General features: G+C 72.6%; 15 protein-coding genes. 9 read left to right on the top strand and 6 right to left on the bottom strand.

The genetic code is table 11. The features are described from left to right. Nucleotides 1-91 precede the first annotated feature (91 nt). The 3 genes from QOZ89_RS20460 to QOZ89_RS20450 all read left to right on the top strand — a co-directional run bounded on the left by QOZ89_RS20460 (nucleotide 92) and on the right by QOZ89_RS20450 (nucleotide 2816). Complete coding sequence (locus QOZ89_RS20460) at nucleotides 92-940, top strand: enoyl-CoA hydratase-related protein (RefSeq protein WP_071053214.1); 849 nt, start codon at nucleotides 92-94, stop codon at nucleotides 938-940. Continuing rightward, entirely contained in the window at nucleotides 937-1857 is a 921-nt protein-coding gene (locus QOZ89_RS20455) for an enoyl-CoA hydratase-related protein (protein ID WP_083419808.1), read from the top strand. Before QOZ89_RS20460 ends, QOZ89_RS20455 begins: the two co-directional genes overlap by 4 nt. A 113-nt stretch (nucleotides 1858-1970) precedes the next feature. Continuing rightward, nucleotides 1971-2816: an acyl-CoA thioesterase gene (locus QOZ89_RS20450; protein ID WP_157910613.1), complete on the top strand. Its 846-nt coding sequence runs from the start codon at nucleotides 1971-1973 to the stop codon at nucleotides 2814-2816. Between the two features lie 110 nt (nucleotides 2817-2926). Here QOZ89_RS20450 and QOZ89_RS20445 read toward each other — a convergent pair whose 3' ends face one another. Both QOZ89_RS20445 and QOZ89_RS20440 read right to left on the bottom strand, forming a co-directional pair. Then, nucleotides 2927-3412, bottom strand: a complete 486-nt coding sequence (locus QOZ89_RS20445; protein ID WP_071053213.1) for a MaoC family dehydratase — start codon at nucleotides 3410-3412, stop codon at nucleotides 2927-2929. 241 nt (nucleotides 3413-3653) lie between these two features. After that, on the bottom strand, nucleotides 3654-4730 hold the full coding sequence (locus tag QOZ89_RS20440; protein WP_071053212.1) for an amidohydrolase family protein: 1077 nt from the start codon (nucleotides 4728-4730) through the stop codon (nucleotides 3654-3656). 247 nt (nucleotides 4731-4977) lie between these two features. Here QOZ89_RS20440 and QOZ89_RS20435 point away from each other — a divergent pair, with 247 nt between their 5' ends. Continuing rightward, nucleotides 4978-6477: an aldehyde dehydrogenase family protein gene (locus QOZ89_RS20435; RefSeq protein WP_312624586.1), complete on the top strand. Its 1500-nt coding sequence runs from the start codon at nucleotides 4978-4980 to the stop codon at nucleotides 6475-6477. Continuing rightward, nucleotides 6474-7340, top strand: coding sequence for an SDR family NAD(P)-dependent oxidoreductase (locus QOZ89_RS20430; protein ID WP_071053210.1), 867 nt, complete (start codon nucleotides 6474-6476; stop codon nucleotides 7338-7340). The genes QOZ89_RS20435 and QOZ89_RS20430 overlap by 4 nt, the downstream gene beginning before the upstream one ends. 291 nt (nucleotides 7341-7631) lie before the next feature. Here QOZ89_RS20430 and QOZ89_RS20425 read toward each other — a convergent pair whose 3' ends face one another. Both QOZ89_RS20425 and QOZ89_RS20420 read right to left on the bottom strand, forming a co-directional pair. Beyond that, complete coding sequence (locus QOZ89_RS20425; RefSeq protein ID WP_071053209.1) at nucleotides 7632-8636, bottom strand: LLM class F420-dependent oxidoreductase; 1005 nt, start codon at nucleotides 8634-8636, stop codon at nucleotides 7632-7634. 33 nt (nucleotides 8637-8669) lie between these two features. Beyond that, entirely contained in the window at nucleotides 8670-9449 is a 780-nt protein-coding gene (locus QOZ89_RS20420) for an enoyl-CoA hydratase/isomerase family protein (RefSeq protein ID WP_071053208.1), read from the bottom strand. A gap of 84 nt (nucleotides 9450-9533) precedes the next feature. On the opposite strand from QOZ89_RS20420, the gene QOZ89_RS20415 reads away from it, so the two are divergent. From QOZ89_RS20415 to QOZ89_RS20405, 3 genes are all read left to right on the top strand, one after another. Further along, nucleotides 9534-10025 carry an FAS1-like dehydratase domain-containing protein gene (locus QOZ89_RS20415; RefSeq protein WP_312624582.1) on the top strand — a complete coding sequence of 164 codons (492 nt, stop codon included), beginning with the start codon at nucleotides 9534-9536 and terminating at the stop codon, nucleotides 10023-10025. Continuing rightward, a complete protein-coding gene (locus QOZ89_RS20410) occupies nucleotides 10022-10435 on the top strand; it encodes a MaoC family dehydratase (protein WP_071053206.1) in 414 nt (137 codons plus the stop codon). Before QOZ89_RS20415 ends, QOZ89_RS20410 begins: the two co-directional genes overlap by 4 nt. Nucleotides 10436-10497: 62 nt before the next feature. Further along, nucleotides 10498-10839 (top strand): LLM class oxidoreductase, encoded by a 342-nt coding sequence (locus tag QOZ89_RS20405; protein ID WP_071053205.1) that lies wholly within the window; start codon nucleotides 10498-10500, stop codon nucleotides 10837-10839. Between the two features lie 82 nt (nucleotides 10840-10921). Here the strand turns inward: QOZ89_RS20405 and QOZ89_RS20400 are convergent, their stop codons facing one another. After that, on the bottom strand, nucleotides 10922-12181 hold the full coding sequence (locus tag QOZ89_RS20400) for an ABC transporter substrate-binding protein (protein WP_312624580.1): 1260 nt from the start codon (nucleotides 12179-12181) through the stop codon (nucleotides 10922-10924). A gap of 121 nt (nucleotides 12182-12302) precedes the next feature. Here QOZ89_RS20400 and QOZ89_RS20395 point away from each other — a divergent pair, with 121 nt between their 5' ends. Beyond that, on the top strand, nucleotides 12303-12887 hold the full coding sequence (locus tag QOZ89_RS20395; protein ID WP_071053203.1) for a nuclear transport factor 2 family protein: 585 nt from the start codon (nucleotides 12303-12305) through the stop codon (nucleotides 12885-12887). A gap of 250 nt (nucleotides 12888-13137) precedes the next feature. Here the strand turns inward: QOZ89_RS20395 and QOZ89_RS20390 are convergent, their stop codons facing one another. Then, nucleotides 13138-13971, bottom strand: coding sequence for a FadR/GntR family transcriptional regulator (locus QOZ89_RS20390; RefSeq protein ID WP_083419805.1), 834 nt, complete (start codon nucleotides 13969-13971; stop codon nucleotides 13138-13140). Between the last annotated feature and the right edge of the window lie 58 nt (nucleotides 13972-14029).

The following is a 14029-nucleotide window of genomic DNA, read 5'->3' as shown; positions in this document are numbered from 1 at the left end:
GGCTCCGGCCCGCTTCGCGCCCGGCCGGCGCCCGCGCCCCAGGGGGCCGGCCGGGCGCCATCGGCGCGCCGGCCGGCGGGAACGGAAGGGCATGAGCACGCTCGACCAACTGACCGTGGCGCCCGAGGACACCGTCCTCTACGACGTCCAGGCGGACGGGGTGGCCGTCCTGACGTTGAACCGCCCAGGCCGGCGCAACGCCTGGGGATACGACATGGAGGCCCGCTACTACGCGCTGCTCGACGAGGCCGCGGCGGACCCGGCCGTCCGGGTCATCGTGGTCACCGGCGCTGGCGGCACGTTCTGTCCGGGCATGGACATGGACATCCTGCGCCGCGCGTCGACCGACCCGACCTACCAGCGGCCGGCCCGCCGGCCGCAGACCCACGCCCGCACCGTGCCCAAGCCCGTCGTCGCGGCCGTCGACGGCGCCTGCGCCGGCATCGGGTTCGTGCAGGCGCTGATGGCGGACCTGCGGTTCACCACCGCGCGGGCGAAGTGGACGCCGTCGTTCACCCGGCTCGCGCTGAGCTCCGAGGACGCGGTCAGCTGGCTGCTGCCCCGCCTCGTCGGCGCCGGCCACGCCGCGGACCTGCTGCTGTCCTGCCGGGTGGTGCGGGGTGAGGAAGCGGCGCGCCTCGGCCTGGCCAACCGCTGCGTCGAGCCCGACGACCTGCTGTCCGCCGCGCTCGCGTGGGCAGGCGACGTGGCGCGCAACTGTGCGCCCTGGGCGCTGGCCCAGGTCAAGAACCAGCTGTCGCTCGACATGACCGCGACGCTCGAGGAGGCGCGGCTGCGTTCGAACGAACTGCTGACGCAGGCCCGCGACCGGGTCGACTACGCCGAGGGCGTCGCCTCCTTCCGGGAGCGCCGGGCGCCCCGTTTCGAGGGACTGCCCGCCGACCACCCGGCGGTCGAGCTTGCTGGGCTGGGCCGATGAGCGCGGACGGCTCCGCCCCGCCCGTGCCCGTGGCCGGCTCCGCGGTGGCCGCGGAGGCGCCGGCTGAGGCGGGAGAGCCGCGGGGCCTCGTGGGGTACGAGGTCGACGACGCCGGGGTGGCGGTCGTGACCCTGGACGACCCCGAGAACCGCAACGGCTGGTCGCCGGACATGGAGAACGCCTACTTCGCCGTCCTCGACGCCGCCGCGGTCGACCCCGCCGTGCGCGTCGTCGTGCTCACCGGGGCCGGGCGTACGTTCTGCCCCGGGCTGGCGATGAGCAGGCTCGGCGCGGTCGCCACTGGCGGCCTGCGGCTGGCCGACAGGCGGCCGCAGTACACGCCCCGGCTGTTCCCGAAGCCGCTGATCGGCGCGATCAACGGTGCCTGTGCCGGGATCGGCCTCGTCCAGGCCCTGCAGTGCGACGTCCGGTTCGCCGCCCGCGGCGCCCGGTTCTCGACCGCGTTCGCCCGCCGCGGCCTGTCCGCCGAGTACAACCTGGCGTGGGTGCTGCCGCGCCTCGTGGGCGTCGAGCGCGCGCTGGACCTGCTGCTGTCGGCCCGCACGTTCGACGCCGAGGAGGCCCACCGGATCGGCCTGGTCAGCCGGCTGTCCGAGCCTGGCGAGGCGCTCGCCGACGCGCGCGTCTACGCCCGGGACCTTGCCGTCAACTGCGCGCCGACCGCGCTCGCGGTGATCCGCCGCCAGGTGTACGCCGACCTGGACGTCGACTTCAACGAGGGCCTGCGGCGCTCGTTCGCGGCGATGGCCCACATGAACGCCCGCCCGGAGCTCGCCGAGGGGGTCGCGAGCTTCCGCGAGCGGCGCCCGCCGGACTTCCCGCCGCTGCCGGCGGATTTCGACGCGGCCGCGGTTCTCGACGCCGCACCGGCCCCGTTCCCGCGGCCGGTGGCCTGACCCGCGCACCGGCTCCGCCCGCGCCCGGGGCACGAAGAATCGATCAGCTATCTCGGTGGAAGAGGTGCGCCCTGACCGCCCAGCATTCTGGCCGCCTGGGCCCGCTGCTGGACGTGCGGCCCGCGGGTGGCGACCTGTTCGCCGGCCCGGAAGGCCCGCCGCAGTCGGGCACCCGGGTCTTCGGCGGCCTGCTCCTCGCGCAGGCGCTGGTGGCCGCCGGCCGCACCGTCGAACCGGGCCTGGCCGTCAACAGCCTGTACGCGGGCTTCCTACGCCCAGGACAGGCCTTGTCGCCGCTCGAGTACGAGGTGGACCGGGTCAAGGATGGGCGCAGCTTCAGCTCCCGCGCGGCGCGGGCGACCCAGAACGGGGCCGTGCTGTTGCGGATGGAGGCCTCGTTCCACGCCGGGGAGAGCGCGCTAGCCCACCAGCTGCCCGCGCCCGACGTGCCGGCGCCGGACGCGCTCGCCCCGTCAGAGAGCTGGTTCGACGGCGCCGGCCAGGACCCGGCGCGCTGGGCGCACGCGTTCCTGGGCAGCCACCCGGTCGACGTCCGTTTCCTGTCGGAGCCGCCGCCGCTGTCAGTGCGCCGCGGCCCGCAGCCGCCGTGCCTGGCGGTATGGCTGCGTTGCCGCGGGCCGCTAGGCGACGACCAGCTGCTGCACGCCGCCGCGCTGGCCTACGCCTCCGACCTGTTCCTGCTGAGTTCGGCCCTGCTGCCCCATGGGGAGGCGCTCGCCGGCGTGGGCGCGTTCTTCGGCACGACGCTGGGGCACGCGCTCTGGTTCCACGAGCCCTGCCGGGCCGACGACTGGCTCTACTTCGAGCAGGTCAGCCCGTGGACGGGGCACGGCAGGGCGATGACACAGGGCCGGGTGTTCGACCGCGACGGCGCGTTGGTCGCCACCGTCGCGCAGGAGGGCCTACTGCGCCGCCGGGAGGCGGCCGGCGCGTCGTAGACGCCTGTGGCCACGGCCGGGTCTGTCGAAGGCGGACTACTCGCGTGCGGGTACGGGTACGGGTACGGGCGCGGGGCGGCGGCGCTCGGTCGCGCCGCCGGCCCGGGTAGTCAGCCGACGTCGCCGCCCTTGATGAGGCGGACCGGGGTGTAGGTCATGACGGTCTCGCCGCGCTGGTTGAGCACGGTGTTGCGGGTCGTGACGACGCCCCGGTTCCCGCGGCTGGCGGGGCGGGACTCGGTCACCTCGACCACGACGGTCAAGGTGTCGCCGACGTAGACCGGCGCGCTGATCGACAGGTCGGTCCGCATGAAGGCCATGCCGGTGCCGTGCAGCACGTTTGTTCCGATGACCAGGCCCTCAGCGTAGGAGAACACCATCATCCCGGGACACAACCGGCCGGTGTACCCGGCGGACGCGGCGTGCTCGGAGTCCATGAACAGCGGCTCCGTGACGCCGACGAGCTGGCGGAACAGCACCAGGTCGGTCTCGGTGATCGTGCGCGCCGGCGTGCGGAACGTGGTGCCGACGGTCATCTGCTCGTAGGTCTGCCCGACCACCAGCGGCGGGGCGTCGGTCGGCGCCGTCGTCGTCATGTGTGCTCCCTTCGAGGCATCCGGCCCGGGCGCCGGTTGGCGCGCGCGGCGGGAGGATCAAACAGTTTATTAGTTAGATAATATGCCTATTGGGAGTTTCGTGGTGGCCCGGGGCGAGCCCAGCGGCGGGCGACTGCCCGGCCTCCGTGGAGTCGCGGATGGGCCAGGCCGCGGGGCTGGCGGCCTGGCCCACCGCGTCCGGACGCGGCCCCCCGTTGTCGGGGGACGCTCGACCGGGGTCTCAGGCGGCTTGGGCCGGCATCGGCGGGACGTCGAACAGCTCGGCGAACGCGCCGCCGAGCACCCGGTCGCGCACCGCCGGGTCGACGTCGTCGAACAGCTCGTGCAGCACCTTCTGGGTGTTGGGGAACGTGCCCTCGAGGTGCGGGTAGTCGCTGCCCCACATGACCTTGTCGTAGCCGAGGGCGCTCACGGCGAGCAGCGCGCTCGGGTCGTGCTGGAACGAGGTGTAGACCTGCGAGTAGACGATCTCGCGGGGTGACCGGGCGAGCTTGGGCCGGACGAACATGTCGTGCTGGCGGTAGCCCTCCTCCATCCGGTCGGCGAGCGCGGGAATCCAGGCGGCGCCGGCCTCGGCGACGAAGATGCGCAGGCCCGGGTGGCGGTCGAGCGCGCCCGAGGCGACCAGGTGCGCCACCACCCGCTGCCCGGGGAAGAAGGTCTCGACGTAGTTGATGACGCTGCCGCCGGGCCCGCGGGAGATGACCTGGGGCATCATGCCGGTGCCGATGTGGAAGCACAGCGGCGTGCGCGACTCGTCGGCCAGGGCCCAGAGCGGCTCCCAGACCTCGGAGTTGTAGGGCCGGTCCGGCGGGGGAGTGGCCGGCATGTACACCGCCTGGAAGCCAAGCTCCCGGGCGCGGGCCAGTTCGGCCACCGCGTCGCCGGTGTCCAGCACGGACGTGATCGCGGCGGGCAGCAGCCGGGGACTGGCGGCGATGAGCGTGCCCGCGGCCCAGTCGTTGTAGGCCGCCGCGCTCGCCCGGGCCAGCTCCGGGTCGGTCATGTTGTGGATCCAGAAGCCGCGCGAGGGGAACACGACCTCGCCCCAGATCCCCTGGTCGTCCAGATCGACGAGCCGGATCGTGACGTCCTCGGCGCCCGGCGGGCGGATCGCCTCGGCGAAGGACAGCGGGTCGCGGCGCATGATCTGGCCGTCCACGTAGACCGTCTCGCGGTTGTCCTTGCGCTCCACCCGAGGCGCCCGCTCAGCCAACCGCGCCGGCAGCGCCCGCTCCCACAGGTCAAGCGGCTCCAGCGCGTGTGAGTCGCCCGAGTTCGCCCAGATCTTCGCCATGGTGATCTCCCTTCTGGCGGCACGACTTCACAGCGCGGAGCTTACGGGCCGCAAGATCGTAAAGTGATGTGCCGCAAGATCCCGGGTGGTCCCGGTCTTTGGTTGCCGGCGCCTTGACGGTGTCGCGCGGCGGGGGGCATACTGCCGCGCAGTCAGCTAAATCATAGAACTAATTGAGTGATAGTGGGGCGGATGCTGGCCAGCTCGGAGCCCCACGGCCTGTCGGCATGTGACCGAGGAGAAGACGATGGCGCTGGACACAGAGCCCGAGGGTCGGCTCTACGTCGGCGGGCAGTTCCGCGAAGCCGGGGCCGGCGGGCGGTTCGACGTGCTCAACCCGGCGGACGAGACGCTGGCCGGCACCGCCGCCGACGCCCAGGCCGAGGACGTCGCCGCCGCCGTCACCGCGGCCCGTCGCGCCGCGGATGAGACGTCCTGGGGCGCGGACCACACCTTCCGCCAGCGGGTGTTACGCCAACTGCAGGAAGGGCTGCGCAAGGAGGCCGCGGCGGCCAGGCGGCTGCAGGTCGCCGAGGCCGGCACCCCGGTCTCCAACATCGGCAACCACATCGACGTCATGACCGAGGACATGACGTTCTTCAACGACCTCATCGACCGGTTCCCCTGGGAGGCCGACGTCGGTGTGCACCAGGGTGTGGGGCTGCCGAGCAACCGCCGGGTCCGCTACGAGCCCTACGGCGTCGTCGGCGCGATCACGCCGTGGAACGCGCCGTTCATGACAAACATCTGGAAGATCCAGCACGCGCTCGCGACCGGCAACACGATCGTGCTCAAGACCGCGCCGGACACGCCGCTCGCCGGCGCCTTCATCGCCCGGGTGGCACACGAGCACACCGAGCTCCCGCCCGGCGTGCTCAACGTCGTCAGCTCGCGCGACAAGGCGGCGGCCGGCGAGGCGCTCACCGGAGACCCGCGGGTGGACATGTACCACTTCACCGGCTCGCCCCAGGTGGGGCAGCGGATCTACGAGCGGGCCGCGGTGGGCATCCGCAAGGTGTGCCTGGAACTCGGCGGGAAATCGGCGAACATCGTCCTCGACGACGCCGACCTGGCCGTGGCGATCCCGGTCTCGGTCGGGATGTGCATGGCCAACAGCGGCCAGGGCTGCGCGCTGGCCACCCGGATGGTGGTCCACGCCTCGCGCTACGACGAGGTCGTCGACGCGGTGACCGCGGCCGTCGCGGCGCTGCCCTGGGGCGACCCCGCCGACCCGGGCAACCTCGTCGGCCCGATCATCAACGCCGCGCAGCTCGCCCGCATGGAGGGCCTGGTCGACCGGGCCGTCGCCGCCGGCGCGCGGGTGACTGTCGGCGGGCGGCGCGGCGCGTCCCCAACGGGTGGCCGGGGCTTCTGGTATGAGCCGACCGTCGTCGCGGACGCCCACGAGGACTCCGAGATCGCACAGTACGAGGTCTTCGGACCCGTGCTCACGATCGTCCGCTACGACGGCGACGACGAGGAGGCCGTCCGCGTCGCGAACAACTCCCGCTATGGCCTGTCGTCCTACATCCAGACCTCCGACCCGGAGCGGGCCTGGTGGCTGGCGAACCGGATGGCCGCCGGCACGGTCAACATCGGGCCGTCGTTCTACCTGTCGCCGGACACCCCGTTCGGGGGCTACGGCATCAGCGGCGTCGGCCGCGAGCACGGCGAGGACGGGTTCCGCGAGTACCTGCAGGCCAAGACCATCGCCAGCCCGGCCTTCCCGATGGGGGCTGGGGCGTGAGCGGCCGGCTCGCGGGGAAGACGGCGCTCATCACCGGCGCCGGGTCGGGCCTCGGGCGGGAGTCCGCGCTGCTGTTCGCCGCCGAGGGCGCGAACGTCATCGTCACCGATCTCGTGCCGGCGCGGGCCGACCGCGTCGTCGCCGAGGTCGTGGCGGCCGGCGGCGTCGCCGTCGGCGGGAAGACCGACGTCCGCGAGGCGCAGGAGTGCGTCGACGCGGTCGCGCTGGCGGTCGACACCTACGGGCAGCTGGACATCCTGATGTGCTCGGCCGGGGTGCCTGAGGAGGGCTTCGGTACGAAGGCCTTCGAGGACATCTCCGTCGAGGGCTTCACCTCGATGCTCGCCACGAACCTCACCGGGGTGTTCCTCGCGGCGCGCGCGGCGGTACCGGCGATGAAGCGGCAGCGCCGCGGCACGATCCTGGCGGTCTCGTCGATGGCCGGCTTCGTCGCCTACCCGGGCTTCCCCGGCTACGCCGCCGCCAAGCATGGCGTAAACGGGCTGGTCAAGGGCATGTCGCTGTCGCTCGGCGCCTACGGCATCCGCGCGAACGCGCTCTGCCCGGCCCACGGCATGAGCATCAACTTCGCGATGCCGCCGGACGCGGAGGTGCTCGGCAAGAGCTACGAGGAGATGCAGCCCTGGGACCCGGGGGCGACCTCGATCCCGCTCAAGCTCGACCGGCCCCCGTCGCTGCGCGACAACGCGAACGCGGCGCTGTTCCTGGTCAGCGACGAGTCCGCCTACATGTCCGGGGTGTGCCTGCCTGCCACCGACGGCGGGAACCTGGCCCGCACCTCGATCATCTTCCCCGGTGACCTGGGCGGTGAGGCCGGCGTGCTGCCGGAGGCCCTCCGCTAGCGCGCCCGCCCCGCCCGTCCGGCACCCGCCGGCCCCTCGGACACACGCCGGTTGGACGAGGGGCCGGCGGGTCCTCCGTCCGCCGGCCACGCGATGTGCCGGCTATGGTTACGTTCCGCTGTTCGGTTGAGTGCGCTGCGCTTGGGTTTCAAGCAGCGGGGTGATCCTTGTCGGTCAAGGTGGGACCTGGGCCCGGGTTTGCCGGCCGGGCTCGGAGGCTGGGGAACTGTGTCAGGCCGAAGGGCGCGCGACGATGGCGAAGCCTCGCGCGCCCGGAGGCCGCTTCAGGTATCAGCGCAGCGCGGCCAGCACCTCGGGCCAGACGGCCGGGTCCGACTCGTAGGTCGCGTAGAACGAGACGCGGGTCGACACTGCGGCCAGCTTCGCGCTCAGGCTCTTGGCGACGTCGGCGGGCGTCCCGACGACGCTGAACTCGTGCAGCATCTCGTCGGTGATCAGCTTGCCCATCTCCGACCAGCGTCCCTGCTTGGACAGCCGCGTCAGCTCCGGCTGCAGGTCGCCCCACCCGTGCACGTCCAGCACCGGGCGGTAGGCGGGCGTCGAGGCGTAGAACGCGATCTGGTCCTTCGTGCCCTTTACCGCCGTCGCCAGCTCCCGCTCGTCGCGCCCGACGGTGACGAAGGACGGCCCGCAGACGGCGAAGCCCTCTGGCGTCTTGCCCGTCTTGGCGCGCCCGCGTTCGAGCGCGGGAAGCGTGACCTCGTCGAGGTAGCGCCGGGTGGTGAACGGATGCACGAAGAACCCGTCGGCGACCTCGCCGGCCACCTCGGTCATGACCTCCCCGACACCGGCGACGAACACGGGCGGGGGCCCGAACTCGTGCGCCGGCGGCGCGAAGAACGGCGTCATCAGCGTGTGCGTGTAGAAGTCGCCGCGGAAGTCCAGCGGGGTGCCGTCCTGCCAGGCCGCCCAGATCGCCTTCAGCGCCAGCACGAACTCGCGCATCCGCGGCGCCGGGTGCGACCACGGCATCGAGAACCTGCGCTCGATGTGTGGCCTGACCTGGGAGCCCAGGCCGAGGACGAAGCGACCGCGGGAGTAGCGGGCGAGGTCGTACGCGCTGTTCGCGAGCGTCATCGGGGTGCGCGCGAACGCGATCGCGATGGCCGTGCCGACGGTGCTTGTGTCGGTCGCGTCGACGGCGTGCAGGGCCTGCAGGAACGGGTCGTGCTTCGTCTCGCCGATCCACATTCCGTCGTAGCCGGCGTCCTCGATCGCGCGGGCGCCCGCCTTCGTGGCCGAGATGTCCTTGCCGAGGCTGGCGTCGATCTTCATGAGGTCCTCTCGGTCGTGTTCGGGACGGGCGCGTCAGCCCTTCCGGCGGGCCTTCTGACGGGCGAACTGGTCGGGCACCGCGAGGTATTCGGCGGTGTCGTGTGACTGGCTCTCGGCCGCCAGGCCGTAGCCGAGCGCCGCGACCGCGGAGGCGCGCAGCTGCTGGTTGAGGAGCGCCTTCGTCTCCTGCACGGCCTGGTGGGGCAGCGCGGCCAGCCGTTCGGCGAAGGCCCGCGCCTCGTCGAGGAGGCGCTCGCGGGGGACGGCGAACGTCGCGAGGCCGAGACGGACCGCCTCGGCGGCCGGGATGCGGTCGCCGGTGAGCAGGTAGCGCTTGGCGGTCAGCAGCCCGGTGTGGTGCGGCCAGGTGACGGCGCCGCCGTCGCCCGCGACGAGCGCGACGGCGACGTGCGGGTCCGCCAGGTAGGTGTCGTCGGCGATGAAGACGATGTCGCACAGCGTGCTCAGCGTGCAGCCGAGGCCTACCGCCGGGCCGTTGACGGCCGCGACCACCGGGACGTGGACGTCCAGCATCTCGGTGACGACGCGGCGGGCGTCGCGCATGGTGCGCCGGCGGCGCGCGAAGTCGGCGTGCAGCACGGGGAAGTCGTCGAGGTTGCCGCCGGCGCAGAACGCCCGGCCGGCGCCGGTCAGCACGACCGCGCGGACGTCGCGGCTGTCCTCCACCTCGCGCCACACGTCGTTGAAGGCTCGGTGCAGCGCCGCGTCGAAGGAGTTCAGCTCCGCGGGCCGGTTGAGCGTGACGGTCCAGACCGGTCCCGACCGGTCCAGCAACAGCACCTCGTCGCCCATGGCCACCTCCACGTGATCACACTCGATCTGATGAAATCATATTAATGAGATAGTTATATTGGCGCGAGAGGTCGAGGAGGGCAGATGGCGGACTACCGCTTCCCCGTCGAGGCGGGGCAGATCATGTTGTTCGCGCGGGCTGTCGGTGACCCGAACCCGGTGTATGCCGACCCCGAGGCGGCGAAGGACAGCGACGCCGGCGCGATCATCGCCCCGCCGACGTTCGTTCAGGCCGGCGCGCAGTACGACCCGGACTACCCGCTGCGGCCCCGACCGGGCGAGCCCTGGTTCGGCTCGGGCCGCGCGGCCACCGGCGTGGATGCGCCGCCGGCCGGCGGCGGTGGACTGCACGCCGAGCAGCACTTCGAGTACCACCGCCCGCTGCGGGCCGGCGATGTCCTCGCCGTGACCAGCCGACCGGGCAAGACCTGGGAGAAGACGGGCCGTCGCGGCGGCCGGATGGTCTTCGTCGAGACGGTCATCGAGTACCGGGACGGCGCGGGCGAGCTGGTGGTGACCGCGCGGGGCGTGTCGGTCCGGCCGGAACGGCCGGTCGAGACAGGGGAGGACGCATGAGTGGGAGCGGCCTGGCCGTCGGCGCGGCCCGGGAGGTCGTCCTCACCGACGACCTCACCCGGACGCAGATGGTCATGTACGCCGGCGTGTCCGGTGACTACAACCCCCTGCACACCGACGAGAGGTACGCCCGGGAGGCGGCCGGATACCCGGGGGTCTTCGCCCACGGCATGCTCACCATGGGCCTGACCGCCCGCGCCGTCACCGACTGGGTCGGCGACGGCCGGCTGCTGCGCTACGGCGTCCGTTTCCGTGCCCAGGTCTGGCCCGGTGACCGCCTGACCGCCCGGCTGAGCGTCCGCGAGGTCCGCGACGAGGACGGCGTCCCGGTCGTGGACCTCGACGTCGTGACGGTCAACGGCGACGGCGCCGAGGTCGTCACCGGCTACGCCACCGCGAGCCTTGCGTAACCGAGCGCGTTCTCGCGCCGAGCCACGCCTGGCCGAAGCCAGCCCAGCGCCCGCACCCGCCGGTGTTGCTGGGGGTGCCGGCGAGCGAGCGGAACTTCCGGCGGATCGCGGCGTGGGCCGACGGCTGGATCCCGATGGGCTCGCGCTTGCTGGAGCCGGTGTTCGACGACTGGCTCGCCTCCCTGCGCCGGCACTGCGAGGCCGTCGGGCGCGACCCGGCGACGGTCCGGGTCACTGCCCTGTGCGCGGGCATGCGCGTCGGCCAGCTGCCCGCCGCGGTCGAGCGCGCGGCGGCGCTCGGCGTCGAGCGGGTACTGGTCAAGATCGATGATGGGAAGGCCGACGTCGTCCTGCCGGTTCTCGACAGGCTCGCGGCAGCCCTGGAGAAGACGCTGGCCGGGTGACCCCGGGGAGGTCCGGCGAGCCCGGGCGGACGGCGATCCCTCGTCGGCCACCCGGCCCTGCGTGGCATTTCTCCTTCGGTCCTCAGCCCTCGATGCGGTGGCCGCACCAGGCCTGGCCGCCTGGGCCGGCCCCTCCGGGGACGACGTCGAAGTCGCTGCCGGCCGGGTTCACCCGGACGAAGTTGTAGCAGGTGTTGAGCTGTCCGAACCCGGCCGTCATGTCGAGCGGCTGGGCGAGCAGGCCCCCCGCGTCATAGTCGCGCACGGCGCGTAGCCCGCTGAGGAACGCCGCGCGGGTGGGGCACGGTCCCGCCGCCTCAAGACCGCGGACGAACAGATCGGCGGTGATGTAGCCCTGCAACGTGGTCTCCTGCTGGGCGTCGGCCTGCTCCGGTGCGTAGGTCGCTATGGCCGCCCGATAGGCGTCGAGGGCCGCGGACTGTGCCTGGAAGGAGGGTGTGGTGAGGTAGACAGACATCCCGGCGATGTCGGCTCCGTACCTCCCGAGCAGGCTCCGGTCGTAGCCGTCCGGCCCGACGGCGGCCTTGAGGGAGATTCCAGCCGCGCGAAGCGCCTGGACGATCGTGGCGAGCGCGTCGCCCGAGAGCTCGGCGACGACAACATTGGCCTGCTGGTCACGGGCAGCGTCCACGACGACCTGGGAGCCTGTCACCTGCTCGGCGTAGCTGACCTGCCCGACCACGGAGACCCCCGCCGACCGGAGGCTGGCGGCGTCCTTCTCGGCGACGCCGTGCGAGGACGGGTTGACCGCGCTCACCACCATGATGGCTCGGGTTCCGCCCGCCTTGGCCACGTAGGTACCGAGCGTCGTGACCGAGGGGCCGGTCGTGTACGGGTAGGCGAACGCGAACATGTTGCGGTACTGGCCCCATACCGACTCGGCCACGATCCCCGCGACGGGGATGCCTTTGTCGGCGAGATAGGAGGCGGACCCGGAGGCCACGGCCGTCTCCTCGAGGAGACCGAAGACCCCCACGTTCTCGACCAGATCGCGTGCGGCGGTGAGGTTCGCCGACGGGTCCGACTTGTCGTCGCGCCAGGTGACCTCGATGCGGCGGCCGCCCACGCCGCCGGCCGCGTTCTGCTTGGCGATGCGTGCCTCGACGCCGGCTCGGACCGTCTTGAACGGTCCGGATAACGGCCCGCTGTCGGGGTAGACGAGGCCGACCTTGATCGCGTCCTTGCTGACCCCTGGGCTGGGGCAGCTGGTTGTGCCGGTCGAACCGGTCGATCCGGCGGGCGCGGAGCACCCGACGATCGCCGACGTGAGCGCGACGGACGCGACCGCCGCGGCGTGCCGCCAGACCTGCCTGTGGGCCACGGCATCTCCTATCGTTAAATGATTTGACTTGGGATATAAATATCGTGTCAGCGTCGGCGTCGCCGCGGCAGGGTCCCCTCGGCCCACGTGGCTCGACCGAGCCCGTGAGGGGAGAGACGCCTTGGGTGACCAGGAGTTGGCGGCCGTTCGCGCCCAGCTGGCGGTGCTGGAGGCACGGGAGGCGATCCGGGACCTGGCGGCGCGCTACGCCGCCGCTGTCGATGCCCGTGACCTCGACACGCTGACAGGGTTGTTCGTCGACGACGTGCGGTGCGCGAACGGTGTCGGGCGCGCGGCGCTGCGGGAGTATTTCGTCGACCTCGTCGGCCGCCGAGCGCCGTTCACGACGACGGTGCACCTGGTAGCCGGCCATGTCATCGACCTCGACCCCGCCGACCCGGACGCCGCGCGGGGCACCGTGCACTGTCGGGCCGAGCACAAGGTCGGCGGGCACTGGGTGGTGCAGGCGATGCAGTACAGCGACCGGTACGCGCGCCGAGACGGGCGCTGGTACTTCCGGAGCCGCCGCCCCCGTTCCTGGTACAACGCCGACGTCCTTGAGCAGCCCGCCACAGGCGACCGCCTCAAGTGGGCCCTCGAAGACGTTGGGCTTGCCCCAACCGCCGAGCTTCCCGAAATCTGGCCTACCTGGACCGCCTTCTACGCCGAGATCAGCGACCCGGAGACGACGGCCACCGCCGAGTAGGGCGGGCGCTGCGCGCCCCGGACCTGCCGGATCGGCTTCACCGATCCGGCAGGGACCCCGGGAAGGAGCTGGCGCGCCGTTCTACCCTCGTCGGGGGTGTGGCCTGGATGTCTGGGGTCTGTAGCGGGTTGTGGCCGGTATCCGGGGTTGCGTCGGCGGCGTTCGGCTTGACGGGGCCCGTCTGAGGCGGTCGGGACGGGCGCCGCCCGCCGCGCTTCGCGCCCCGCCGGCCGCGGTGGGCGGGGCGCGGTCAGCCGAGCAGGTCGAGGACGGTGCGGGCGCCCGGGCCGGTGCGGAAGTGGTCGCCCTGCTCCTCGAGGTGGCGCCGCCAGAGGCTCTGGGCGTTGTCGGCGTCCCGGTCGCGCAGGTGCTCGAGGAGTTTGGCGTGCGCGCGCTGACCCTTCAGCGCCGCCCGACGCTGGGCGGGCAGCGCGGCCTCCGCGGTGACGTAGGCCCGGTTCGCCCGGTCGACGATGGTGCGGAGCATGCCGGTCAGAACGGTGAGGGTCTGGTTACCGGTCAGCTCGACCAGGAGAAGGTGGAAGCGGTCCTGGGCGTCGAGAAGCGCGAGCGGGTCGTTCTTGACCCGCTCGGCCTCCTCGTACAGCTCCTGCAGGCGGTCGGTGTCGCCCTCGGACCAGGTGCCGGCGAGCAGCGCGGCGCACGGCGGCTCGATGATGGAGCTGGCCTGGAACACGTCGCCGACCGTGGTCTCCCGGAACTCGAGCACCAGGCCGGCGTAGCGGGCGGCGATCTCCCCGTTGGGCGCGTGCACCCGAGCCCCGCCGTGGGCACCGCGTCGGACGCTGATGAGCGCCTCGGCCTCGAGGACCCGGAACGCCTCGCGGAGTGTCGGCCGCGACACGCCGAACTGCTCCATGAGGACCGACTCGGGCGCGAGGGCCTCACCCTCGCGCAGCTCACCCTTGATGATCTGCCGGCGCAGCTGCGCGGCCACCAGCTCGGCGGTCTTCGGCACGCGGATCTGCTGGCCGACCGGCCGGACCATGGGGTGGGCGCTCTCGGCCGTTGCTGTGCCGCGGACCGCCGAGCTGCCGCCGACCGCTGTGCCGCCGACTGCCATGCCGCGCCGCCTCTCGTTGAAATTATTTCTCTAATAGTACCTAGTGATGGGCCGTGTC

The sequence above is a fragment of the Pseudofrankia coriaricola genome (assembly GCF_032027725.1).
Taxonomy (GTDB): domain Bacteria; phylum Actinomycetota; class Actinomycetes; order Frankiales; family Frankiaceae; genus Pseudofrankia.
The sequence above is the reverse complement of the archived record's forward strand: the minus strand, read 5'-3'. Positions and strand labels throughout refer to the sequence as shown.

Excerpts from the sequence above, each read along its gene's own strand:
- QOZ89_RS20460 (WP_071053214.1), top strand. The coding sequence starts at position 92 with ATGAGCACGCTCGACCAACTGACCGTGGCGCCCGAGGACACCGTCCTC.
- QOZ89_RS20455 (WP_083419808.1), top strand. The coding sequence starts at position 937 with ATGAGCGCGGACGGCTCCGCCCCGCCCGTGCCCGTGGCCGGCTCCGCG.
- QOZ89_RS20445 (WP_071053213.1), bottom strand. The coding sequence starts at position 3,412 with ATGACGACGACGGCGCCGACCGACGCCCCGCCGCTGGTGGTCGGGCAG.
- QOZ89_RS20440 (WP_071053212.1), bottom strand. The coding sequence starts at position 4,730 with ATGGCGAAGATCTGGGCGAACTCGGGCGACTCACACGCGCTGGAGCCG.
- QOZ89_RS20435 (WP_312624586.1), top strand. The coding sequence starts at position 4,978 with ATGGCGCTGGACACAGAGCCCGAGGGTCGGCTCTACGTCGGCGGGCAG.
- QOZ89_RS20425 (WP_071053209.1), bottom strand. The coding sequence starts at position 8,636 with ATGAAGATCGACGCCAGCCTCGGCAAGGACATCTCGGCCACGAAGGCG.
- QOZ89_RS20420 (WP_071053208.1), bottom strand. The coding sequence starts at position 9,449 with ATGGGCGACGAGGTGCTGTTGCTGGACCGGTCGGGACCGGTCTGGACC.
- QOZ89_RS20415 (WP_312624582.1), top strand. The coding sequence starts at position 9,534 with ATGGCGGACTACCGCTTCCCCGTCGAGGCGGGGCAGATCATGTTGTTC.
- QOZ89_RS20410 (WP_071053206.1), top strand. The coding sequence starts at position 10,022 with ATGAGTGGGAGCGGCCTGGCCGTCGGCGCGGCCCGGGAGGTCGTCCTC.
- QOZ89_RS20390 (WP_083419805.1), bottom strand. The coding sequence starts at position 13,971 with ATGGCAGTCGGCGGCACAGCGGTCGGCGGCAGCTCGGCGGTCCGCGGC.